Here is a 22900-nt window from a genome sequence, read left to right as displayed (position 1 = left end):
GACGCCGCCATTTGTCAAAAGTCGCAAAGGTCGCACGATCACGCCTTGGCAGGCGGGTCGGCGATCATCGCGGTAAAGTTCGCCTCTGCAACGACTTGTCCGTCGATCTTCGCAACGCCTGCGAACTTGCAGACGCTGGCGCGCTTCTGCACGAAACTCGCCTCCAACCGGAGCAGCACGCCCGGTTCGACCGGCTTGCGGAATTTCGCACCGTCGATCGCCATGAAATAGACGAGCTTGCCCGAGCCGGCGAGGCCGAGGCTTTCCACCGCCAGGATGCCGGCCGCCTGGGCCAGCGCCTCGACGATCAGCACGCCCGGCATGATCGGACGACCGGGGAAATGCCCCTCGAAGAAGCCCTCGTTGATCGTCACCGCCTTGATCGCGGCGATCGATTCGTCGGGAACGAGTTCCACGACGCGGTCGACGAGCAGCATCGGATAGCGGTGCGGCAGGGCCGCCATGACCTTGGTCACGTCGTAACCGGTCATGGCGCCCTTCGCCGCATTGGTCGTGTCGTCGCTCACCGGGTCAGCGCTCAGCGGCCCTGCGGCGCTTTGCCGGTGGTGGCAGGCGCAGCGGCGGCGCCGGCACCCGGCGCGGCCTGCGCCTGGCGCTGCGCATTGGCGGCGACGATCTGGCGATATTGCTGGAGCAGCTGCACCGTGTCCTGCTGCGGCTGCCAGTTGGCCGGCGGCGTGATCGTCACGGTCGGCGTCGACCGGTCGATCTCCGCGATCACGTCGCGGGTCACGTCGGTCGCCGGCGGCGCATATTGGATCGCATTCGGGGTCAGGACGATGCTGATCTTCTTGGCATTGACCACCGCGCGCAGCGCCGCGTCATACTTTTGCGAGATCTGCTCGATCGCATAGGCCTGGGCCAGCGTCGCCGGACGCTGCAGCGATTCGATCTGCGGCTCCGCCTTCTGCTGGGCGGCGCGGATCTGGTTGCCGATCGCGCTGTTCGGCGCCTGCGCGGCCTGCAGTTCGGCCTGGCTGACCTGGCCGTCCTTGTTGGTGTCGAGCAACGTGCGCAGCTGGGTGTTGAGCGCGGTCTGCTGCGACGCCGCCTGATCGAGCTGCGTCTTGTAGGTGGTCCCGATCTGCTGGTTGGCCGCGTCGAACGCCTTGGCGCTGAGGATCGCGGCGTCCGGCTGAACGGTGGCGATGCCCGCGGTCTGCGCGACCGCGCCACCCGCAACGAGAGCAGCGGCCATGCCGGCCGCCGCGACGAGCGACGTCTTGGTGATAGTCTTCATTAGAACTGAGTCCCTACGTTGAAGGTGATGAGCTTGGGATCGTCGCCCTTCTGGGTCACGATCGCCTTGGCAAGATCGATGCGCAGCGGACCGAACGGCGAATTCCAGTTGACGCCGATACCGACCGAGACGCGCGGCAGCGCGGTGCTGCCGTAATAGACTTCCTTAAACGGTGCGGTGGAAGTCTGGTACAGGCTGTTCGTCGAGGATCCCGAGCAGGCCCCGCCGCCGGTCGACGAATAGCCGATCGCACAGGTCGTGATCGCACCGGCATTGGTCGTGTCGGTCGACGAGACGATGTAGAGCTGGCGACCGGAGCTGTCCTTCACCGGCGTGCTGATCGGCAGCACCGTAACGTTGCCGTTGGAATCGGTGATCGTCGGGAAGGTCGCGGTCGGCAGCGGCCGCGTCAGATTCCACAGGCTACCCGCCTGGACGTAGATCGACGGCCGCAGGCCAAGCTCGCGCGCGCCGGCGCCGAGCGGCAGCTCCAGCTCCGCCCGGGCGAGGTAATAGGCGGTGCCGCCCAGCGCGTCGTCGACGATCTGGTCGCGGTCGGTGACCAGCACCTGCTTGCCGTTCGCATCCGTCGTATACGGGATGCGCTGCACGCGCGGGCCGACGCCGCGGATGTCGAAGCCGCGGAACTGCGGTTCGCCGAGATACCAGCGGTCGGTGATGCGGACCTTGTCGATGCCGGCACCACGGCTGCCCTCGAGCGACTTGATATAGCCGCCCTCGCCCAGCACCGAGAAGACGAAGCCGCCGCCCAGGCCCCAGAATTTCGATCCTTCGGCGCGGGTGCGGATATATTTCACGTCGCCGCCGAGACCGGCGAAATCCTGGCTGAACGAGAAGCGCTGACCCGCGGTCGGTCGCAGGCGGCTGTTGAGGCTGTCGAAGATCAACGAATAGCCGATCGACGACGTCCAGCGGTTGCCGATCGCCTCGCACAGATAGCGGCCGGCCTTCAGCGGGTCGCAGACGCCGTCGGTGAAATAGGTCGCCTGATCGAGCCCGACTTCGTCGTAGGACAGGCCGTAGCGGCCCGCGAGCTGCCAATATTCGGTCAGCGGCACGCCGGCACGGACCTGGAAGCCGGTCGACACCTGCGAATAGGTCGTCTGCCGCTGCGTGCCGATATAATTGAAGGAGTTATAGTCGCGGCGGAACACGTCGAATGCGACCGCGACGTTCTTGTCGAACAGATAGGGTTCGGTGAAGCCGAGTTCGACCGACTTCGAATAGGTCGAATAGTTGACGCCGGCGCGCAATTCCTGGCCCTTGCCGCGGAAGTTGCGCTGCGTGATGTTCGCCTGGATGATGAACCGTTCGAGGCTCGAATAGCCGACGGACAGCTGCAGCTCGCCGGTCGACTTTTCCTCAAGGTTGGTTTCCAGGACGACGCGATCGGGGGCGGAACCGGGGTTCTGCTTGATCTCCATCTTGTCCTGGAAGAAGCCCAGCGAGTTGATGCGATCCTGCGACCGCTTGACCTGGAAGCTGTTGAACGCATCGCCTTCGGCAAGCCGGATCTCGCGGCGGACGACCTTGTCCTGGGTCTGGGTGTTGCCGTTGATCTCGACCCGCTCGACATAGGTGCGCTGCGCCTGGCCGATGTGGAAGTTCAACCCCATCGTCAGCGTTTCGGGGTCGCGGTTATAGTCCGGCTCGACGTTGGTGAAGGCGTAGCCGAACAGGCCGGCGGCCTCGCTCAGCTGGTCGATCGAATCCTCGACCAGCTTGGCGTTGTACCAGTCGCCCTTCTTGACCGGCAGCGACGCCGCGAGCTTCTTGTTGTCGAAGTCGCGGATCTCGCTGTCGACGGTGACGTCGCCGAACTTGTAGCGCTTCCCCTCTTCGACGACGTAGGTGATGATGAAGTCGCGCTTGTCCGGGGTCAGCTCGGCGACCGCACTGGTGACGCGGAAATCGGCATAGCCCTGGGTCAGGTAGAACAGGCGCAGCTTCTGCTGGTCGGCGTTGAGCCGGTCCTGATCGTAGCTGGTGTTGGACGACAGCAGACGGAACCAGCGCGACTGCTTGGTGTACATCTCACCGCGCAGCTTGTCGTCGCTGAACACCTCGTTGCCGATGATGTTGATCTGGCGGACCTTCGACTTCGGCCCCTCGGTGATTTCGAACACCACGTCGACGCGATTCTGGTCGAGGCTGACCATCTTCGGGCTGACCACGGCGGCGAAGCGGCCCTGGCGGCGGTAGAGTTCGATGATCCGCGCCACGTCCTGGCGCACCGCGGTACGGGTGAAGATCTGGCGCGGCGCGAGCTTGATCTCCTTGGTGATCTTGTCGCTCTTGAGCGCCTTGTTGCCTTCGAGGATGACGCGGTTGATGATCGGATTCTCGCGCACCCGCAGCACGATGTCGCCGCTCTCGACGCCCGAGATCGAATAGTCGACGAACAGTTCCGACGCCTGCAGGTCCTTCAGCGCCTGGTCGAGCGACTCTGGCGTGTAGGGCGCGCCGACGCGCAGCTTGGTGTAGGACAGCACCGTCTCGGGCTCGATGCGCTGCGATCCCTCGACGCGCAGCGTCTTGATCACGCGCTGCGGCGCCGGCGTGGCCGCGACCTGGCCAGCGGGCGCTGCCGCAGACGTGCCCGGCGCCGATGCGGCGGGATTGGCCGGTTTGGTCTGGGCCATCGCGGGCACGCCCGACAGCACGGTGCCGGCCAGCAGCAACGCGCCCGTCTGCGCGAATTTCGAACTCTTCATCGCGGTCACTCAACCCACCCCAAATACGTCAGGCGAAAAGGCCCGGGCGCCAGCCCTGCCCCAAGCGGTTCAGCCGATCAACCCGGCCAGCCGTTGCCAAAGGCCCACGGCGATCAAATCGTTGAAGGTCACGACCAGCATCAGCGCCAATACCATCGCCAGCCCGCCGCGGAACGCCCATTCCTGGACGCGCGGTTCGAGCGGGCGGCGGCGCACGGCCTCGATCGCATAAAAGAACAAATGGCCGCCATCGAGCATCGGAACTGGCAGCAGGTTGATGAACCCCAGATTGATCGACAGCATCGCGACCAGCCAGACGAAGGCCGACCAGCCGAGCGCCATCTGCTCGCCGGAGATCTTGGCGATGCGGATCGGGCCGCCGAGTTCGTCCATCGAGCGGCGACCGCTGATGATCTGGCCGAGCGTCTCGAGCGTGCCGCCGATGATGTCGACCGTCATCCGCACGCCAGCGACCGGTGCCGCCAACAGCCCGACCCGCGCCAGCACGGGATCGCCGCTGGCGATGCCGATCCGGCCGATGCGATATTCGTTGCCGAAGCGATCGCGCTGATGGACCGTGCCGATGTCGAGCGGCCGCGTCACGACGCTGCCGGCGTGGTCCACCGACAGGTCGACATGCTGGCCCGGCCGGATCAACGCGAAGCGCGCGACGTCGGAGAAGGTCGCCATCGCGCGGCCGTCGATCGCGACGATACGGTCGCCGGGGACGAGGCCGGCCTTGGCGCCGGGGCCCGCCGCAACGACGCTGCCGACCACCGCCGGCGTGCGATCGACGCCATAGGCATAAGCGAAGCCGGCGAGGATGAGGACGGCGAGGACGAGATTCACCGCCGGTCCGGCGGCGACGATGATCGCGCGCTGCCACAAGGGCTTCGCCTGGAAGGTGCGGCGGCGTTCCTCGGCGGGCAGCGACAGCCAGGCGGCGTCGGGCTGGCTCGCCGGGTTCATGTCGCCGGCGAAGCGGACATAGCCGCCGAGCGGCAGCCAGCCGAACTTCCAGCGGGTGCCGCGCCGATCGGTGAAGCCCGCGACCTCGCGCCCGAAGCCGATCGAAAAGGCCTCCGCCTTCACGCCGAACAGCCGCCCGGCGAGATAATGGCCCATTTCGTGGATAAAGACGAGCGGACCGATCGCACACAGGAAGGCGACGGCGGTCAACAGGATACCCGGAGACTGGATCAAGCTACGCAACCCTCAACGCGCGAACCGTGCCCCTGTACCAGTTCTTCCGCCAATCGTCTCGCTTCGGCATCGACGGCAAGGACATCCTCGAGCGTACCGGGCGGCGGCGGATCGAACCGGTCGAGGGTATCGGCGACGATTGCGGCAATTTCGAGGAAGCCGATGCGGTTCGCCAGAAAGGCGGCGACCGCGATCTCATTGGCGGCGTTGAGGATCGCCGGCCGCGCGCCACCCGCGTCGAGCGCCTCGCGCGCCAGCCGCAAGGCCGGGAAACGCACCGCATCCGCCGCCTCGAAATCGAGCCGGCCGATCTTGACGAGGTCGAGCGGCTCCATCGGCGTCGCCATCCGCTCCGGCCAGGCAAGCGTGTGGGCGATCGGCACGCGCATGTCGCTGGGGCCGAGCTGGGCGAGCATCGACCCGTCGACATAATCGACCATCGAATGGATCACCGACTGGCGGTGCAGCACGATCTCGATGCGGTCGGCGGGGATCGGGAACAGGCGCGCCGCCTCGATCAGCTCCAGCCCCTTGTTCATCATCGTCGCGCTGTCGACGCTGATCTTCGCGCCCATCGACCAATTGGGGTGGGCGACCGCCTGCGCCGGCGTGACGGCGCGCATCCGCTCGGTCGACCAATCGCGGAACGGGCCGCCGCTCGCGGTCAGGATGATGCGGCGGACGCTCGCCGGGCGGGCGGCGTCGAGGCATTGGAAGATCGCATTATGCTCGCTGTCGGCGGGCAGCAGCGTCGCGCCGGTGCGGGCCGCGGCGGCGAGGATCACCTCCCCTGCCGAGACCAGGGGCTCCTTGTTGGCGAGGACGACGGTGCCGCCGCCCTCGATCGCCGCCATCACCGGGCCGAGCCCGGCGCAGCCGACGATCGCCCCCATCGTCCAGTCGGCACCGCGCGCCGCGTCGCACACCGCCTGCGCGCCGCCCGCCGCTGCGATGCCGGTGCCGGCGAGCGTATCGCGCAGGGCGGGCAGGCAGCGTTCGTCGGCGACCACCGCCAGCTCCGCCCGGGTCCGCTGCGCCGCGGCGGCGAGCCCGTCGACGTCGCAATTGGCGGTGAGCGCGCGGACGCGGAAGCGATCGGGCTCGCGCTCGACCAGATCGAGGGTCGAGGTGCCGACCGAGCCGGTGGCGCCGAGGATGGAGACGGTCTTCATGCGGTGAGCAGCTGCGGCAGGATGACGAGCAGCGCGGCGACCGGGGCGACCGGCACGACGCCGTCGAGCCGGTCGAGGAAGCCGCCGTGACCGGGGATCAGGTCTCCCGAATCCTTGACGCCGGCCCGGCGCTTGAGATGGCTTTCGTAGAGATCGCCGAGCTGCGCGAGCACGGCGAGCAATGGCGTCGCGAGCATCAGCCGCAGCGGCAGGCCATAGGCAAGGTGCATCGCCAGCGCGAGCAGGCTGGCCGCGACGATCCCGCCGATCAGCCCCGCCCAGGTCTTGTTTGGGCTGACGCGCGGCGCAAGCTTGGGACCGCCGATGCCGCGCCCGGCGAAATAGGCGCCGATGTCGGTCGCCCAGACCAAGGCCAGCGCCCAAAGCGCATAGACGAGGCCATCGGGCTTCTGGTGGCGGATCAGCAGCAAGGCGAAGATCGGCAGGCCGACATAGAGCGTGCCGATGCCGAGCTGCGGCCGGCGGGTGACGATGGTGACGAAGAAGAACACGCCGGCGAGCAGGCCGAGCGCGAAGAAGTTCGGACCGGCGGCGAGCGGACTCATGATCGCCAGCGCGGTGAATAGCGCGAATTGCGCCAGGCGCTTGTCGCGCGGGCCGGCGCCGTGCAGATCGCTCCACTCGGCCATCATGAACACGCCGGCGACGGCGGTGAGCAGCCACAGCGGAAAGCCGCCGAGCACAAGCGCGACCAGCGCCAGCGCGATCAGGCCGAGCCCGGTGACGGTCCGGACGACGAGTTCGGAGGGCCGTCGCGGCGACGGCTGGTCGGGCGAGGTCACAGGCCGCCGTAACGCCGCTGCCGCCGCCCGAAGGCGGCGACCGCCTCGGCCAGCGCATCGCCGTCGAAATCGGGCCACAGGGTGTCGACGAACAGCAATTCGGCATAGGCCGCCTGCCACAGCAGGAAATTCGACAGGCGCTGTTCGCCCGACGAGCGGATCACCAGGTCGAGCGGCGGCAGGTCGGCGGTGTCGAGTTCCGCTTCGATATCCGCCGCGGTGATCGCGGCCGCATCGATGTCGCCCGCCGCCGCGCGCGCGGCGAGCCGCTGCGTCGCGGCGACCAGTTCCGCCTGCGATCCGTAATTGAGCGCGATCGCCAGGATTGGCCCGGCGTTGCCGGCGGTCCGCGCCACCGCATCGTCGACCAGCTCGACCAGATCGGGCGCGAAGCGGCGATAGTCGCCGATGATGCGCAGCCGCACGTTCTCGGCGACGAGTTCGGCGAGATCGGAGCGGATGAACAGCCGCAACAGGCCCATCAGCGCGCCGATCTCGTCCTCCGGCCGCCGCCAATTCTCCGACGAGAAGGCGTAGAGCGTCAGCGCCTCGATCCCCATCGCCCGCGCGGCACGGGTGACGCGGCGCACCGCCTCGACCCCCGCCTTGTGGCCGGCGACACGGGGCAGCAGCCGCTGTTTCGCCCAGCGGCCGTTGCCGTCCATGATGATCGCGACGTGGCGCGGAACAAGGCCGCTGTCGGGCACGGCCGACAGAAGGGGGGCGCTGCTCATGCCATCGCTCCGCAAGGAGCGACGGGCCGCTCATGCCCCCGGCATGAGCTAAACAGCTGACGCTGTTTGCCCGTCACTTGCCCAGGATTTCCTTTTCCTTCGCCGCCGCCGCCGCGTCGAGATCGGCGATGGTGGCGTCGGTCAGCTTCTGCACCTCGGTCTCGTGGCGCTTGCGCTCGTCCTCGCTGAACACGCCCTTCTTCTCGTCGGTCTTCAGGCTGTCCATGCCGTCGCGGCGGACGTTGCGCACCGCGATGCGCGCCTGCTCGGCATATTTGCCGGCCAGCTTGGCCAGTTCCTTGCGCCGCTCCTCGGTCAGGTCGGGAATCGGCAGGCGCAGCGTCTGGCCGTCGTTGATCGGATTGAGGCCGAGCCCGGCCGAGCGGATCGCCTTCTCGACCGGCCCGACGTTGCTCTTGTCCCAGACCTGCACCGACAGCATGCGCGGCTCCGGCGCCGATACGGTCGCGACCTGGTTGAGCGGCATGTGCGACCCATAGACCTCGACGGTCACCGGATCGAGCAGCGAGGTCGAGGCGCGGCCCGTACGCAGGCCACCGAGGTCGTGCTTGAGCGCTTCGACCGCACCGGCCATGCGGCGCTCGAGATCGGACTTGTCATAGGCTGGCATGGCTTACTCCGTTTCCTTCTGCACGACCGTCGACACACCCTCGCCGCGCAGCACGGCGGAGAAATTGCCATGCTCGCGGATGTTGAAGACGACGATCGGAATATTCGAATCGCGGCACAGGGCAACGGCGCTGGCGTCCATCACCTTGAGATTGTCGGCCAGCACGGTGTCGTAGCTGACCGTCGCATAACGCTTGGCGCTGGCATCCTTCTTGGGATCGGCATTGTAGACGCCATCGACGCTGGTGCCCTTGAACAAGGCATCGCAGTTCATCTCTGCGGCGCGCAGGGCGGCACCCGAGTCGGTGGTGAAGAAGGGCGAGCCGACGCCGGCGGCGAAGATCACCACCCGTCCCTTTTCCAGGTGGCGCATGGCGCGACGACGGATGAACGGTTCGCACACCGATGCCATCGGGATCGCCGACTGGACGCGGGTCTCGACGCCGATCTGCTCCAGCGCATTCTGCACCGCCAGCGCGTTCATCACCGTCGCGAGCATGCCCATATAGTCGCCGGTCGCGCGCTCCATGCCGCGCGCCGCCCCCGATATGCCGCGGAAGATGTTGCCGCCGCCGACCACGATGCACAGCTCGTACCCCTGCGCCTTCACGTCGGCGATCTCTTCGGCGACGCGGGCGGTGACGGTGGGATCGATCGACAGGCCGGAGCCGTCGCCCATCAGGACTTCGCCGGACAATTTCAACAAGATGCGTTTAAAGCGCGGCGCGGGGCTCATGAGGTCCTATTCGTCTATGGGGAGGCGGCGCGGACCTTAGGCGGAGAGGCGCGCGGGAGCAACCTCGGCTCGCCGTGCCGTGGTGAGGTTTCCGTGCAGATGCCGGGCTTTCGCCGCGAGCCCCGACCGGCGGCAAACGCCCTTCCCCCCTCCGGCGGCGGGAGGGGGATCGGGACCCGGTGGCGGGCGCCGCGGTCAGAAGCCGCGGCGGATCGTCACGAAGAACTGGCGCGGCGCGCCGGCCAGCAGGGTCTGGTTGTCACCGCTCGCGGTGTAACCGTTCGAACCGATCGTCGAAATGTACTTCTTGTCGGTCAGGTTGGTGACGCTGCCCTCGATGGCGAAACCGTGAAACACGCCGCTGTCGTCGCCGAAGCGATAGCCGAGGCTGGCATCGACCAGCACCCGTCCGGCGACCGACTGATCGTTGAGATAGGTGAAGTAGCGCTTCGCCATATAGTCGACGCCGGCGCGGGCGAAAAAGCGGCTGTCGTCGTAGACCAGCTCGCCCTTCGCCATATGTTCCGGCGTGTCGACCACGGTCTTGCCCGCAGTCGCGGTCAGCACCTGTCCGGCGGCGTTCCGGACGTCGTCCTGATAGGTCGCCTTGTTGTAGCTGTAGCTGGCGAACACGGTCAGCGGCCGGACGATGCGGTAAAAGGCCGATACTTCGGCGCCGTAGCTTTCGACGCTGCCGGCATTGTTGAGCGTCGGCGGATTGCCCTGGATCCCCGAACCGTTGGCGAAGCTGAGCAGGCGATCGGCGAAGTGGATGTAATAGCCCGCCGCCGACAGTTGCAAGCCGCCGGTGCGCAGGCGGACACCGCCCTCGCCCGTCTTCGACGTCTCGGGCTTGAGCGTGTTGCGGATCGCGTTGAACCCGTCCTGCGTGGTCGCGAACGGCCCTGAGGTCGCCGACGAGACAAAGGCGCGCATATTCTCGGTATAGCTGGCGAACACTTCCGCGCCGTGGCCAAGGTCGAACACCGCGCCGACCTGCGGCAGGAACCAGTCTTCGGCCTTGATCTTGCCGTTGACCAGCGAGCCGGTGAGCAGATTGGCCTGGTTGCGGACGCGCATGCCCTTCCAGCCGCCGTTCAGCGTCAGGGCGCCGAGCCGCAGCGTGTCGGCGACGAAATATTGCAGCGTCTCGGTATCGTATTTGCCGTTCCACTGCGTGAAATAGGGATTGGACTGGAAGTCGCGGGCGTTACGATCCGCGCTCGTGTTGCTCATCCCATAGAACCGGCGTGCCTGGGTAAAGCTGTTGCTTTCGTACCAGCCACCGACCTCTAGGCGGTTGGCGCCGGTGTCGAGCGCGAGGCGCGTGACATTGCCGCCGCGGTCGATACCATATTCCGTGGTGCGAAAGCCGAGCGGCGAGGCATAGCCGTAGGCCGCGGCCGAGGCGAGCGGCAGCGGTTGGCCGTCACCGCCGAGCGCACCGGCCGGCGTCGGCGAATAGGGCGTAATCCACGATCCCTGGCCCTTGTTGTGATGGTAATAGGTGGTGGAGACGATCGACAGCCGGTCGGTCAGTCGGCCGTCGAAGGTGACGCCACCCAGCCAATCCCGGCGCAGACCTGCGGCGTCATAATAGGCATCGTCGACGCTACCGAAGCCGGTCGGGAAGGTATAGCCGGCGTCCGCCCACGGTGCGACGAAGCCGACGGTGACGCCGCCGTTCGCCTGACGATAGGCGGCGAGCGCCGCCTGGTTCTGGTAAACCCGCGCCAGTTGCAGCGCGAGCGGGTAATTGTCGCTGATATTGTCGTCGTTGAGGCCGCGCCGGCTGATGATGGCGTAGCTCAGATCCTGATAATCGTTCTCGCGACGATCCGAATAATCGACGAAGGCGGTGATGCTGCCGCGTGTCCCCAGATCCTCGACCAGCTTGGCGTTGACCTGATGCTGGCGCTGCGTGCCATATCCCTTCCACTTGTCGGTGGTGAGATAGCCATAGCTGACATAGCCCTTCAGCCCGCCGCCGAGATCGCCGGTGTCGAGCCGGGCGAAACCGCGCCAGGTATTGTCGCTGCCATAGGTGCCGGAGCCGACCAGATCGAACGTCTCCGACGGCTTGCGGGAGGTAAATTGGATCGTGCCGCCGAGATTGCTGGTCGAGGCGGTGCCGAGCGCCCCTGCCCCCTGCGCCACCGTGGTGCTGGCGAGGTTTTCCGAGATGACGGCGCGGCTGATGTGCAGGCCGTTGACGTTGCCGTAGCTCATGTCGCCGAGCGGCACGCCGTCAAGGGTGAAGCCGAGCTGGTTCTGGTTGAAGCCGCGCAGCGAGATGCGCGTCGACCATTCATAGGCGCCGAATGCATCCGCCGACTGGAAATTGACCCCGGGGAGCTTGGCGATCGCCTTCAGCGGCGAAGTGCCCGGCGTCAGCCGTTCGAGATCGATCGCGGTGACCGTCTGCACCTGACGGCTCTCGCCGAAGCCGAGCACGACGATGTCGCCGCTCTCTTGCGTCGCCGATTGATCCTGCGGTGCCGGGTCCGCCGCGGCGGGCAATTCCTGCGCCATGGCCGGCGCGACGAGGCCAATGGCGGCAACGGTGGTGAGCAACGCGATCCTGGTCAGCACTTCGATCGTCCCCCTTGAAGTCCGGCGTGGGCCTAGGGAGAACGCGGGTCAGTGCGGTGACATGTTGGTTACCAAAAGGTTGCAGCGGGCGATCGCGTTGGTTTCGAAACGCAAAGGGCGCCATCCTCGCGGACGACGCCCCTTGCGCTATCGGTCGTGACGACCGGCTTACTGCTTCTGCGGCACGCCCGAGGCGGCGGCGACTTCGGCGGCGAAGTCGGACACTTCCTTCTCGATGCCCTCGCCGAGCTGGAAGCGGACATAGTCGACCAGCTTGATCTCGGCGCCGGCGTCCTTGCCCGCCTTGGCGACGACGTCGCTGATCTTGGTCTTGCCGTCCATCACGAACAGCTGGCTGACCAGAGCATGCTCCTTGCGGTACTTGGCGATCGAGCCTTCGACCATCTTGGCGATGATGTCCGCCGGCTTGCCGCTCTCGCCCGCCTTCTCGGCCGCGATCGCGCGCTCGCGCTCGATCTCGGCCTCGTCGAGGTCCTCCTCGTTCAGCGCCTTCGGGAAGGCGGCGGCGACATGCATCGCCAGCTGCTTGCCGAGCGACTGCAGAACCTCATCGCTTGCTTCCGATTCCAGAGCGACGAGTACGCCGATCTTGCCGAGGCCCGGTCCCTGCTGGGTATGCACGTAGGGAACCACCGCACCCTTCGACACTTCGAGGCGCTTGGCGCGGCGCAGCGACTGGTTCTCGCCGATCGTCGCGATGTTGTTGGTCAGCACCTCGGCGACGGTCTTGCCCGACGGGGTCTTCTCGTCCTTCAGCGCCTCGACGTCGTCACCGGTCGCCAGCGCGATCTGGGTGACCTCGCGGACGAACTGCTGGAACTGGTCGTTCTTGGCGACGAAGTCGGTTTCCGAATTAACCTCGACCACCGCACCCTTGGTGCCCGAGACGGCGACGCCGACCAGGCCCTCGGCGGCGGTACGGCTCGACTTCTTCTGCGCGGCCGCCAGACCCTTGGTGCGCAGCCAGTCCAGCGCGGCGTCCATGTCGCCGCCGGCCTCGTTGAGCGCCTTCTTGCAGTCCATCATGCCCGCGCCGCTCTTCTCGCGCAGGTCCTTGACCATCGCGGCGGTGATATCGGCCATTGTGCTATCCTCTAGTTTCGAATGTGGTTGCGGGCGGGGCGGAGCGCTCCGCGCCGTGCCCCGCCCGCATGAAAGTTCGATGACGTCGGTGGCTTATGCGTCGATCTGACGCTCGGCCTCCGCGCCAGCACCCTCGACGTTGGCGGCCGCCGGCTGCTCCGGCTCGACCGAGACGGCCTCCTCGACGGGAGCCTCCTCCATCGCGCCGAGATCAACGCCGCGGCGCTGCTGCTGCTCGACGTTGCCGCGAGTCGCGGCGATCGCGATCGCCTCGCAATACAGGCGGATCGCGCGGCTCGCATCGTCGTTCGCCGGCACCGGGAAGGCGATGCCGTCGGGCGAGACGTTCGAATCGAGGATCGCGACGACCGGGATGCCGAGCGTGTTGGCTTCCTTGATCGCCAGCTCTTCCTTGTTGGCGTCGATCACGAACATCACGTCGGGGATGCCGCCCATGTCACGGATGCCGCCGAGCGACAGCTCGAGCTTGTCGCGCTCACGGGTGAGCTGCAGCACTTCCTTCTTGGTCAGGCCGTGCGTGTCGCCCGACAGCTGCTCCTCAAGGCTCTTGAGGCGCTTGATCGAATTGCTGATCGTCTTCCAGTTGGTGAGCATGCCGCCCAGCCAGCGGTGGTTGACGAAATGCTGGCCCGAACGACGCGCGGCCTCGGCGACCGGCTCCTGCGCCTGACGCTTGGTGCCGACGAACAGCACCTTGCCGCCGGCGGCGACGGTTGACGACACGAATTCGAGCGCGCGCGCGAACAGCGGCACGGTCTGCGACAGGTCGATGATGTGGACGCCATTGCGATCGCCGAACAGATACGGCTTCATCTTCGGGTTCCAGCGATGGGTCTGGTGGCCGAAATGCGCGCCGGTTTCGATGAGCTGCTGCATGGTGACGACGGGAGCCGCCATAGGGATAGATCCTTCCGGTTAAGCCTCTGGGAAGCGGATGACGTGCGACCGATCAGGCCGACGCACCGGGCTATGTTGCTTCCCATGCGGGGTTGAGAGGGGCGCCCCTAGCGCAACGCGACACGAAACGCAACCACTTGACCGTGGAACGTAAATGGAACATAGAGGGTCCATCAGGGGCACGGACGCTGGAACAGATCAAGACCGTTACGAAAGTCGCTGAAAAAGCGCGAAAAATTCCGAAGCGGGCGGAACCTGATGGTTAATCACCGGTTTAGCGGACTTATCCACAAGAAAGTTCGCGCCAGGGAGGCGAACATGGTTGCAATGGTCAGCATTATGATTTTCGTCGGTGCGTTTGCGGTTGCCGCCGGCGTGATCGTCGCGACGGTCTCCCCGCAATGGCGGCGGATCGTCCGGTTGATGGACGGCCATGTCGAGCCGGCGTTCATGCCGCTCGCCCAGCTCGCCACGGCCGAACGCCGTATCGCCGTCAGGCGCTGGGCGGCGACGCCGGTCCCCGCGGCCGTTCGCCGGCTGCGCGAAGTCGCTTGAACCGGGCATAGCCCATCACGCTGAACGGAATGCTGATCAGATAGCCGAGGCACAGCACGCACAGTGTATGCCACGGCATCGACACCAGCGCGGCACCGAGCAGCACGACCCCCGCCAGCGCCTCGAATCGCACCGTCCGGCGCAAGCGGAACGACGCCCAGGAGTAGGTCGCGACGCTGGATGCCATCAGCACGGCGATGAACGCGATCCATGGTGCCACCAGCCAAGGCGAGGCGAACAATGGTTCGTCGGTCCAGAACCAGAAATAGAGCGGCAGCATCGCCAGGGCGGCACCTGCCGGAGCTGGCACGCCGGTGAGGAAGCCGGCCGACTTGTGCGGCTGTTCGTCGGCGTCGATCCGCGCGTTGAACCGCGCCAGACGCAAGGCGCAGAAAACCGCGAAGACGAGCGCGCAGATCCAGCCGAGCCGCGGCAAGGCGGCCAGCGACCAGAGATAGACGATCAGCGCCGGCGCCACGCCGAACGAGATCGCGTCGGACAGGGAATCGAGTTCGGCGCCGAAGCGGCTTTCGCCTCGCAGCAACCGCGCGATGCGACCGTCGATACCGTCGAGGACACCGGCGATCATGATCATCGTCACCGCGCTCTGCCATTCGCCGCCGATCGCGAAACGCACGCCGCTCAGCCCCGAACACAAGGCAAGGGCGGTGACGGCATTGGGCGCGACAGCGCGCAACGGCAGCCCGCCGGCCGGACGACGCAGCGCCCGCATCGGCCGGCGCGGCCGCACTGGCGGAGTCGTAGGCATCAGATCGGGATCGCTCACCGGGAACGAAGGATCGTCCGGCGTCACTGGCTGATGCCTGCAACCGGCACGCCGCCGACGCGACCGATCACCGTCTCGCCCGCGATCGAGCGCTGGCCGAGCACGACCTGCGGCACGATGTCGTCGGGCAGGAAGACATCGACGCGGCTGCCAAAGCGGATCAGGCCGATCCGCTGGCCGGTCGCCACCATGTCGCCGGGCTTGACGAAGGGGACGATGCGGCGGGCGACGAGGCCGGCGATCTGGGTAAAGCCGATGCGACGGCCGTCGCGGCCCTCGACGACGATGTGCTGGCGTTCATTCTCGTCCGAAGCCTTGTCGAGATCGGCGTTGAGGAACTTGCCGGAGATGTAGACGACCTGGCGGATCGTACCGGCGATCGGCGTGCGATTGATGTGGACATCGAACACCGACATGAAGATCGACACACGGGTCAACGGTGCATCGCCCAGCTCGCCGACCAGCTCGCGGGGCACCGGCACGCGCTGGATCATTGTCACCAGTCCGTCGGCAGGCGCGATGATCAGGCCCTCACCGGTGGGCGTCGTGCGTACCGGATCGCGGAAGAAGGTCAGCACCCAGATGACGACCGCGAACAGCGGCCAGAACAGCACCTTGGTGACGATCGTCGCCAGCAAAGTGATGCCGAAGGCGATGGCGGCATATTTGTGCCCCTCCGGATGAACGGCGGGAAAGCGCCATTTGACGGTGGTCGTCGGCAGCGGCGTGTGGGGAGGCTTTTCGAGCGATGGCATAGATCGAGGGTGTAACCGTGACCTTCCGGCAACACAACGCCGGAGCCGCGCAGCGGCGCGCGATCCGCGGACCGGCCCGCATCGCAGGTTGATCCCCTGCCCGCTTCTGCCTAGACGAGCGGCAAATTCCCCCTCCCATAGGATGCGAAACATGGCGAAGATCAAGGTGAACACGCCCGTCGTGGAGATCGACGGCGACGAGATGACGCGGATCATCTGGGAATGGATCCGCGAGCGCCTGATCAAGCCGTACCTCGACATCGAACTCGATTATTACGACCTCGGCATCGAGCATCGCGACGCCACTGAGGATAAGGTGACGGTCGACGCCGCCAAGGCGACGCAGAAATATGGTGTCGCGGTGAAGTGCGCGACGATTACCCCCGACGAGGCGCGGGTCGAGGAATTCGGCCTGAAGAAGATGTGGAAGTCGCCGAACGGCACGATCCGCAACATCCTGGGCGGTGTCGTGTTCCGCGAGCCGATCGTGATCAAGAACGTCCCCCGCCTGATCCCGGGCTGGACGCACCCGATCGTCGTCGGCCGCCACGCCTTCGGTGACCAGTATAAGGCGACCGACTTCCGCGTTCCCGGTCCGGGCAAGCTGCGCCTCGTCTTCGAGGGTGAGGACGGCACGCGTATCGACGAGGAGGTGTTCCAATTCCCCTCGTCGGGCGTCGCGATGGGCATGTACAATCTCGACGACTCGATTCGCGACTTCGCCCGCGCGTCGATGCACTATGGCCTCAACCTGAAGTGGCCGGTGTATCTGTCGACCAAGAACACGATCCTCAAGGCCTATGACGGCCGCTTCAAGGACCTGTTCGCCGAGGTGTTCGAGGCCGAGTTCAAGGACAAGTTCAAGGAAGCCGGCATCGTCTACGAGCATCGCCTGATCGACGACATGGTCGCATCGGCGCTGAAGTGGAACGGCGAGTTCGTCTGGGCCTGTAAGAACTATGACGGCGACGTCCAATCGGACCAGGTCGCGCAGGGCTTCGGCAGCCTGGGCCTGATGACCTCGGTGCTGCTCACCCCGGACGGCAAGACGGTCGAGGCGGAAGCGGCGCACGGCACTGTCACCCGCCACTATCGCCAGCATCAGCAGGGCAAGGCGACGTCGACCAACCCGATCGCGTCGATCTTCGCCTGGACCGGCGGCTTGAAGTATCGCGGCAAGTTCGACAACACGCCCGACGTCGTCCGCTTCGCGGAGACGCTGGAGCGCGTCTGCATCGAGTGCGTCGAGAATGGCCAGATGACCAAGGATCTCGCCATCCTGATCGGGCCGGACCAGCCGTGGATGACCACCGAGCAGTTCTTCGAGGCGGTGCGGTCGAACCTGGAAACCAAGATGGCCGCCTGGGCCTGATCGCCTTCAGGCGAACCAACAAAAGACGGGGCGCGACCGCGAGGTCGCGCCCCTTTTCGTATCAGCGCTGGCGCAGCTCGACGACCAGCCCCGCGTCACCGCGCACGACGGCGACGCCGCTCGGCGGCACGGCGATCGTCTGACGCAACTCGACCGAGCGGCTCCCGCCGCAGACATCGTCGCCGGACCGCACCCAGCGCACGGTCACCGCGATCCGCGACGCATTCGCCTCGTCGATAACTGGCGACAATTGGACGCTGATCTCGTTCTGGTCGTTGGACCATGGCCGGGGGCCGCATTGTTCGGGCAGCGGCTCCTGCACGCTCTGTCGCCAGACGCTGACGCCGCGACTGGCGACCCAGAGTGCGCCGTCCCACAGCGGCAGATTGCCCGCCCTCACCACCACACCGATCCGGCTGCGCTTCGGTGCCGGCATCGTCGGCACACCGTTGCGGTTCGATTGCCCCGGCGGGGGGCTGATCGGGGTCAGGTAGATCTGGGGGGGCGCCGGGGGCGCCGGCGGCGCCGCAATGACGGCGGCTTGCAGTGCGGTGAGCATGATGATCATCAGAAAATCTCCCCTTCGATCACGATGATGCCCTGCTAATCTTTGCCGCGATTGCAAGAAGAGCGGTTAATGGGCTGACGCGCGCAACACCGACAAAACATTGCCGGACGCGGCAAGCGGACGATCAATGCCTGACAAGCGACGCCCAACATGATTAAGGTCGCGGTATGGCAATTGGTCTCGACAATGAAGGTTTCTCGGACACGCTGGTGATCCTGGGCGCAGCGGGGTTGGTGATCCCCGCCTTTGCGCGCTTCAAAGTCAGCCCGGTGATCGGCTTCATCCTGGTCGGCATATTGGTCGGACCAGCGGGGCTCGGCAGCCTCGTGCCGCAGGCGCCCTGGCTTTATTATCTGACCATCTCCAACCCGGAATCGATCGAGCCGTTCGCCGAACTCGGCATCGTCATGCTGCTGTTCTCGATCGGGCTGGAATTGTCGTTCCGACGGCTCTGGTCGCTGCGGCGCCAGGTGTTCGGCACCGGTCCGGCGGAGCTGCTCGGCTCGGCGGCGCTGATCGGCGTCACGCTCCACCTGCTGGGCCAGCCCTGGGCGGGCGCGGCGGGGCTCGGCCTCGCGCTGGCACTGTCGTCGACCGCCTTGGTGCTGCCGCTGGTCGGCACGACCAGTCCGGTCGGGCGCGGCGCCTTCTCGATGCTGCTGTTCGAGGATCTGGCGCTGGTGCCGATCATCTTCGCATTGGGCGCGATGGCGCCGACCGCCAGCGAGGGCGGCTGGGTCGGCTTGGCGGGCGTGGCGCTGCGCGGCATGGGCACGGTGGCGGCGATCTACATCGGCGGCCGCATCTTCCTGCCCCGCCTGTTCGCGCAGGCGGCGCGGACCAAGAGCCCGGAACTGTTCCTCGCCGCCTCGCTGCTCGTCGTCATCGTCGCCAGCGTCGCGACCACCGCGGCCGGTCTGTCACCGATCGTGGGTGCGTTGCTCGCGGGGCTGCTGATCGCCGAGACCGAATATCATACCGAGGTCGAACTGGTCACCGCGCCGTTCAAGGGCCTGGCGCTCGGCGTGTTCCTGATCACCGTCGGCATGAGCCTCGATCTCAGGCTGATCCTCGCCAATTGGCCGGGGCTGCTCGCCGCGGTGGTCGGCGTGGTGCTGGTCAAGTCGGTGGTCACCTATCTGCTGCTGCGCGTCGCCCAGTCGCGCCGCGGTCTGGCGGCGGAAACCGGCCTGCTGATGGGCAGCCCGTCCGAAACCACGCTGATCGTGCTCGCCACCGCGACGCAGGCGCAGTTGATCACCGCCTCCACCGCCGCCTTTTGGCAGACAGTGACCGCGATCGGGCTGACAATCACGCCGTTGCTCGCGCGTGCCGGCCAGGTGATCTCGCGGCGGATCGACGCCCGCGCGCAGGACGCCCTGACGCCGGAGCCGGACGACACCGCCGCCGTGGTGATCGGCTTCGGCCGCGTCGGCCGGATGGTCGCGGACCTGCTGCGCGTGCACAAACAGCCGTTCATTGCGGTCGAAGCCGACATCGACGCGGTCGGTGAGGCACGCGAGGCCGGCTATCCCGTGGTGTTCGGCGACGTCGCCCGCGGCGAGCTGATCGAGCGGCTGGGCATTGCGCGAGCGCGCGCGCTGATCCTGACCATGGACGATCCGGTGCTGACCGTGCGGCTGACCCGGCGGATCCGCGCACTGGCGCCGGACCTGCCGATCATCGCCCGTGCGCGCGACCCGGACCATGCCGCCGAACTCTATCGCGCCGGCGTCACCGACGCGGTGCCGGAGACGCTGGAAAGCTCGTTGCAGCTCTCCGAGGCGGTCCTGGTCGATCTGGGCGTGGCGATGGGTCCGGTCATCGCCTCGATCCACGAGAAGCGCGACGAGCTGCGCCAGACGATCCGCCAGGCCGCGGCGCTCGACCGCGAACCGCGTATCCGCCGCGTCCGCCGGCTGAGCGAGGCGACGGGTCAGACGTAGAGGTCGACGACCTCCGCCCGCTTCGCCACCGCGGCGAGCAACAGGGTGCGGTGGCAATGGCCGGGTTCGCGTTCGTAGCAGAGCAAGGCGCTCGGCATCTCGCCGGCAAGGTCGAGCATCGCCGCGGCCGCCACCTGCGCTTCGGGCAGGTCGAGCTGCTCGTCGTAGACCGCGCGCAGCGTCGCGACATCGCCCTTCTTGGCCGCATCCCGACCGCGCTTGGGCGTGCCGAGCGCCTTGAGGTGGATATAATCGATCCCCGCCTCGCGCAGGCTGCCGGCGAGCGGCGTCTTGGAGAAGCCGGGGCGGCGCGACGAGGGCAAGGCGCGGACGTCGATGACGCGGCGCACGCCCGCGCCGGTCAGCGCGGCAAGGAAGTCGGCCATGGTCGCGCCCTCGTAGCCGATGGTGTAGATGGTCGTCATCGCGCCGATATAGGCACGACCGCGCCATGCCGCTAAGGCCCGCGCTTTCCTCTTACCTGCTCGGCACCACAGTCATGACTTCGCATCATATCCATATCGTCGGCGGCGGCCTCGCCGGATCCGAAGCCGCCTGGCAGCTCGCCGAGGCCGGCTTTCGCGTCAGGTTGTCGGAGATGCGCGGCGGCGGCGATGGGACGGCCGCGCATCAGACCGACCGTCTCGCCGAACTGGTCTGTTCGAACAGCTTCCGGTCGGACGATGCCCAGTCCAATGCGGTCGGCCTGCTGCATCAGGAGATGCGCGCGATGGGATCGCTGATTATGGCGCAGGCGGACAGGCATCGGGTGCCTGCCGGCTCAGCACTGGCGGTCGACCGGGAGGGGTATTCGGCGGGCGTCACCGCGGCGCTGGCGCAGCATCCCAATGTCACGTTGGTGCGCGAGCGCATCGACACCCTGCCGGAAGGACCGGCGATCCTCGCCACCGGACCGCTTACCGCGCCGGCGCTGGCGGAGGCGATCGGCGGCGCGACCGGGGCGGAGGCGCTCGCCTTCTTCGATGCGCTGGCGCCGATCGTCCATTTCGACACTATTGACATGGACATCGCATGGAAGGCGTCGCGCTGGAACAAGGGCGAGGCCGATTACATCAACTGCCCGATGGACAGGGACCAGTATCTCGCCTTCCACGCCGCGCTGCTGGCGGGTGAGAAGACCGAGTTCAAGGAGTGGGAGAAGAACACGCCCTATTTCGACGGCTGCATGCCGGTCGAGGTGATGGCGGAGCGCGGCGTCGACACGCTGCGCTATGGCCCAATGAAGCCGGTCGGCCTGGACAACCCGCGCACCGGTCGCTGGCCTTATGCGGTGGTGCAGCTGCGGCAGGACAATGCCCAGGGCACGCTGTGGAACATCGTCGGCTTCCAGACCAAGCTGAAACATGCCGAACAGGTGCGGCTGTTCCGCACCATCCCGGGGCTGGAGAATGCCGAATTCGCCCGGCTGGGCGGGCTGCATCGCAACACCTTCATCCGCTCGCCGGACCTGCTCGATGCCACGCTCCGCCTGCGCAACCGCCCCAATTTACGCTTTGCCGGGCAGATCACCGGCTGCGAGGGCTATATCGAAAGTGCGGCGATCGGCCTGCTCGCCGGCCGCTTCGCCGCCGCCGAGCTGGCCGGCCAGTCGCTGGCGCCGCCGCCGGTGGAGACCGCCTTGGGCGCGCTGCTGCACCATATCACCGGCGGAGCGGAAGCCGCCACCTATCAGCCGATGAACGTCAACTTCGGGCTGATGCCGCCGATCGAAGGGCGCACCAAGAAGGCCGACCGCAAGAAGATGTACACCGCGCGGGCGCGAACCGCCTTCGACGGCTGGCTTAGCTGTCTTCCGTCTCGGCCGGCGCCGTCGACGGACGCTCCGCCGGCGGACATTTCGCGCGCGATGGCGACTTCCGCTTGACCGCGGTGGTGGCGAATTCCGCCGGGTCCATCGCACCCGAATGATCGCGATCGGCGGCGGCGAACTTGGTCGTCGCCTTGATCGCCCATTCGTCGAACGACAGCCGGCCGTCGCCATTGGTATCGAGCTTGGCGAAGGCCTTGCGGCGGGCGGCGAGATATTCGTCGCGCGTCACCTTGCCGTCGCGATCCTTGTCGTAGCGGGCGAAGCGCTTCTCCTCGCGGGTCGCCGCCGTCGCCTCCGGCACGACACCCGCATCCCCCGCCGACACCGAAGTGGTCGCCTGGGCCGCAGCGGGCGCGGTGGGCAACAGCGGCTGCGGGGCACCGCCGCCATGCATCAACAGCCATGCCGCCACCGCCGCGGCAGCGATCGCCGCGCCCCCCGTCAGATATCGCCACATGATCCGCCCTCCGGTCGCGCCGAAATCTAGCGCGGCGGAGGCTGCGAGCAACGCCTATCGACCGGTCATCCGAAAGCGCACCACGATCAGCGACTTGGCTAGCGGCGACCGATCGCCGAGCGCGAGCCGGGCGAGCAAGGCGAGTATTCCGACCGCACGGGCAGCGTCCCACCGATTCGCGAAGGCCCGCTGGAGCAGATCGTCGGCATGGCGACGGATCTCCCCGGCCAGCGCGTCATCGCTGCTGTGCGACGCGAGATCGGCGAGTGCCCACCCCTGCCCGGCCGTACGCAATGCTTCGGCATCGGCGCCGAGGACGCGGCCGGCCAGCGCAAACAAGGCGCCGCCCCGCGCCGCCGCATAGGCGTCGAAACCGGCGGGGTCGTCAGGCATACCCTCGAGCAACATCTCCCATCCCTCGACCAGCATCGCGAGTTCGGCGCCCGTGACGCCATGCGGCAGGACCTCGGCGGCCAATGCCTGCAACAATGGCTCGGCGGGAGGCGGAGCTTGGTCCAGCCGGGCGAGGGCATCGTGCCACCATGTCAGCCGCATCTGGCCGATCATCGGATCGCGCGCCGCCCGGACAATCGCGCCGAACCGCTGGTCGAGCGCGAGCAGCGCCGCCAACCCACCGCGATCGGTCGGCGCGGCGCTGGCGACGGCGATCTCGCGATCGGGGGTCAAATCCTCGACGATACTGTCCATCAGACAGCCCTATCGCCACGCTAGCGGCGCGTC

The 22900-nt window shown here is 67.0% G+C and carries 22 protein-coding genes; 4 read left to right on the top strand and 18 right to left on the bottom strand.

What is annotated here, in order from left to right; genetic code table 11:
• Positions 1 to 38: 38 nt before the first annotated feature.
• From fabZ to rpsB, 12 genes are all read right to left on the bottom strand, one after another.
• A complete protein-coding gene (gene fabZ, locus D9601_RS05730) occupies positions 39 to 491 on the bottom strand; it encodes a 3-hydroxyacyl-ACP dehydratase FabZ (protein ID WP_198353409.1) in 453 nt (150 codons plus the stop codon).
• 47 nt (positions 492 to 538) lie between these two features.
• Positions 539 to 1261: an OmpH family outer membrane protein gene (locus D9601_RS05725; RefSeq protein ID WP_198352897.1), complete on the bottom strand. Its 723-nt coding sequence runs from the start codon at positions 1259 to 1261 to the stop codon at positions 539 to 541.
• Positions 1261 to 3996: an outer membrane protein assembly factor BamA gene (bamA, locus tag D9601_RS05720; RefSeq protein WP_198352896.1), complete on the bottom strand. Its 2736-nt coding sequence runs from the start codon at positions 3994 to 3996 to the stop codon at positions 1261 to 1263. The genes D9601_RS05725 and bamA overlap by 1 nt, the downstream gene beginning before the upstream one ends.
• A gap of 69 nt (positions 3997 to 4065) precedes the next feature.
• Positions 4066 to 5199, bottom strand: a complete 1134-nt coding sequence (gene rseP, locus D9601_RS05715; RefSeq protein ID WP_198352895.1) for an RIP metalloprotease RseP — start codon at positions 5197 to 5199, stop codon at positions 4066 to 4068.
• Positions 5196 to 6371, bottom strand: coding sequence for a 1-deoxy-D-xylulose-5-phosphate reductoisomerase (locus D9601_RS05710; RefSeq protein ID WP_198352894.1), 1176 nt, complete (start codon positions 6369 to 6371; stop codon positions 5196 to 5198). The genes rseP and D9601_RS05710 overlap by 4 nt, the downstream gene beginning before the upstream one ends.
• Entirely contained in the window at positions 6368 to 7174 is an 807-nt protein-coding gene (locus D9601_RS05705; RefSeq protein WP_198352893.1) for a phosphatidate cytidylyltransferase, read from the bottom strand. Before D9601_RS05705 ends, D9601_RS05710 begins: the two co-directional genes overlap by 4 nt.
• Positions 7171 to 7908, bottom strand: coding sequence for an isoprenyl transferase (locus tag D9601_RS05700; protein WP_198352892.1), 738 nt, complete (start codon positions 7906 to 7908; stop codon positions 7171 to 7173). Before D9601_RS05700 ends, D9601_RS05705 begins: the two co-directional genes overlap by 4 nt.
• 73 nt (positions 7909 to 7981) lie before the next feature.
• Entirely contained in the window at positions 7982 to 8539 is a 558-nt protein-coding gene (frr, locus tag D9601_RS05695) for a ribosome recycling factor (protein ID WP_198352891.1), read from the bottom strand.
• A gap of 3 nt (positions 8540 to 8542) precedes the next feature.
• The gene (pyrH, locus tag D9601_RS05690; protein WP_198352890.1) at positions 8543 to 9274 is read right to left on the bottom strand and encodes a UMP kinase; all 732 of its coding nucleotides are present in this window, start codon (positions 9272 to 9274) and stop codon (positions 8543 to 8545) included.
• Positions 9275 to 9469: 195 nt separating this feature from the next.
• Complete coding sequence (locus D9601_RS05685; RefSeq protein ID WP_198353408.1) at positions 9470 to 11806, bottom strand: TonB-dependent receptor; 2337 nt, start codon at positions 11804 to 11806, stop codon at positions 9470 to 9472.
• Between the two features lie 228 nt (positions 11807 to 12034).
• The gene (gene tsf / locus D9601_RS05680; RefSeq protein WP_198352889.1) at positions 12035 to 12970 is read right to left on the bottom strand and encodes a translation elongation factor Ts; all 936 of its coding nucleotides are present in this window, start codon (positions 12968 to 12970) and stop codon (positions 12035 to 12037) included.
• 93 nt (positions 12971 to 13063) lie between these two features.
• The gene (gene rpsB, locus D9601_RS05675; RefSeq protein ID WP_198352888.1) at positions 13064 to 13888 is read right to left on the bottom strand and encodes a 30S ribosomal protein S2; all 825 of its coding nucleotides are present in this window, start codon (positions 13886 to 13888) and stop codon (positions 13064 to 13066) included.
• Positions 13889 to 14215: 327 nt separating this feature from the next.
• Here rpsB and D9601_RS05670 point away from each other — a divergent pair, with 327 nt between their 5' ends.
• Positions 14216 to 14443 (top strand): hypothetical protein, encoded by a 228-nt coding sequence (locus D9601_RS05670; RefSeq protein ID WP_232473828.1) that lies wholly within the window; start codon positions 14216 to 14218, stop codon positions 14441 to 14443.
• Here the strand turns inward: D9601_RS05670 and D9601_RS05665 are convergent.
• On the bottom strand, positions 14382 to 15212 hold the full coding sequence (locus D9601_RS05665) for a CDP-alcohol phosphatidyltransferase family protein (RefSeq protein ID WP_443024700.1): 831 nt from the start codon (positions 15210 to 15212) through the stop codon (positions 14382 to 14384). The two genes, D9601_RS05670 and D9601_RS05665, sit on opposite strands and share 62 nt — an antisense overlap.
• Before the next feature lie 41 nt (positions 15213 to 15253).
• A complete protein-coding gene (locus D9601_RS05660; RefSeq protein WP_198352886.1) occupies positions 15254 to 15985 on the bottom strand; it encodes a phosphatidylserine decarboxylase in 732 nt (243 codons plus the stop codon).
• Positions 15986 to 16136: 151 nt separating this feature from the next.
• Here D9601_RS05660 and D9601_RS05655 point away from each other — a divergent pair, with 151 nt between their 5' ends.
• A complete protein-coding gene (locus D9601_RS05655) occupies positions 16137 to 17357 on the top strand; it encodes an NADP-dependent isocitrate dehydrogenase (RefSeq protein WP_198352885.1) in 1221 nt (406 codons plus the stop codon).
• A 61-nt stretch (positions 17358 to 17418) separates the two neighbouring features.
• Here the strand turns inward: D9601_RS05655 and D9601_RS05650 are convergent, their stop codons facing one another.
• Positions 17419 to 17925, bottom strand: coding sequence for a hypothetical protein (locus D9601_RS05650; RefSeq protein ID WP_198352884.1), 507 nt, complete (start codon positions 17923 to 17925; stop codon positions 17419 to 17421).
• 167 nt (positions 17926 to 18092) lie between these two features.
• Between D9601_RS05650 and D9601_RS05645 the strand changes: the two genes are divergently transcribed.
• Positions 18093 to 19871: a cation:proton antiporter domain-containing protein gene (locus D9601_RS05645; protein ID WP_198352883.1), complete on the top strand. Its 1779-nt coding sequence runs from the start codon at positions 18093 to 18095 to the stop codon at positions 19869 to 19871.
• On the opposite strand, the gene D9601_RS05640 is transcribed toward D9601_RS05645, so the two are convergent.
• Entirely contained in the window at positions 19862 to 20296 is a 435-nt protein-coding gene (locus D9601_RS05640; RefSeq protein WP_198352882.1) for a DUF488 domain-containing protein, read from the bottom strand. The two genes, D9601_RS05645 and D9601_RS05640, sit on opposite strands and share 10 nt — an antisense overlap.
• Positions 20297 to 20370: 74 nt before the next feature.
• Here D9601_RS05640 and trmFO point away from each other — a divergent pair, with 74 nt between their 5' ends.
• Positions 20371 to 21756: a methylenetetrahydrofolate--tRNA-(uracil(54)-C(5))-methyltransferase (FADH(2)-oxidizing) TrmFO gene (gene trmFO / locus D9601_RS05635; protein WP_198352881.1), complete on the top strand. Its 1386-nt coding sequence runs from the start codon at positions 20371 to 20373 to the stop codon at positions 21754 to 21756.
• On the opposite strand, the gene D9601_RS05630 is transcribed toward trmFO, so the two are convergent.
• Complete coding sequence (locus D9601_RS05630; RefSeq protein ID WP_198352880.1) at positions 21674 to 22159, bottom strand: EF-hand domain-containing protein; 486 nt, start codon at positions 22157 to 22159, stop codon at positions 21674 to 21676. The genes trmFO and D9601_RS05630 overlap by 83 nt on opposite strands.
• 54 nt (positions 22160 to 22213) lie before the next feature.
• Positions 22214 to 22867, bottom strand: coding sequence for a squalene/phytoene synthase family protein (locus D9601_RS05625; RefSeq protein WP_198352879.1), 654 nt, complete (start codon positions 22865 to 22867; stop codon positions 22214 to 22216).
• Between the last annotated feature and the right edge of the window lie 33 nt (positions 22868 to 22900).

Origin of the sequence: Sphingomonas sp. MA1305, assembly GCF_016107325.1 — a bacterium.
In the GTDB taxonomy this organism is placed as follows: Bacteria; Pseudomonadota; Alphaproteobacteria; order Sphingomonadales; family Sphingomonadaceae; genus Sphingomonas.
This window is presented reverse-complemented; position numbering and strand designations above follow the sequence as displayed.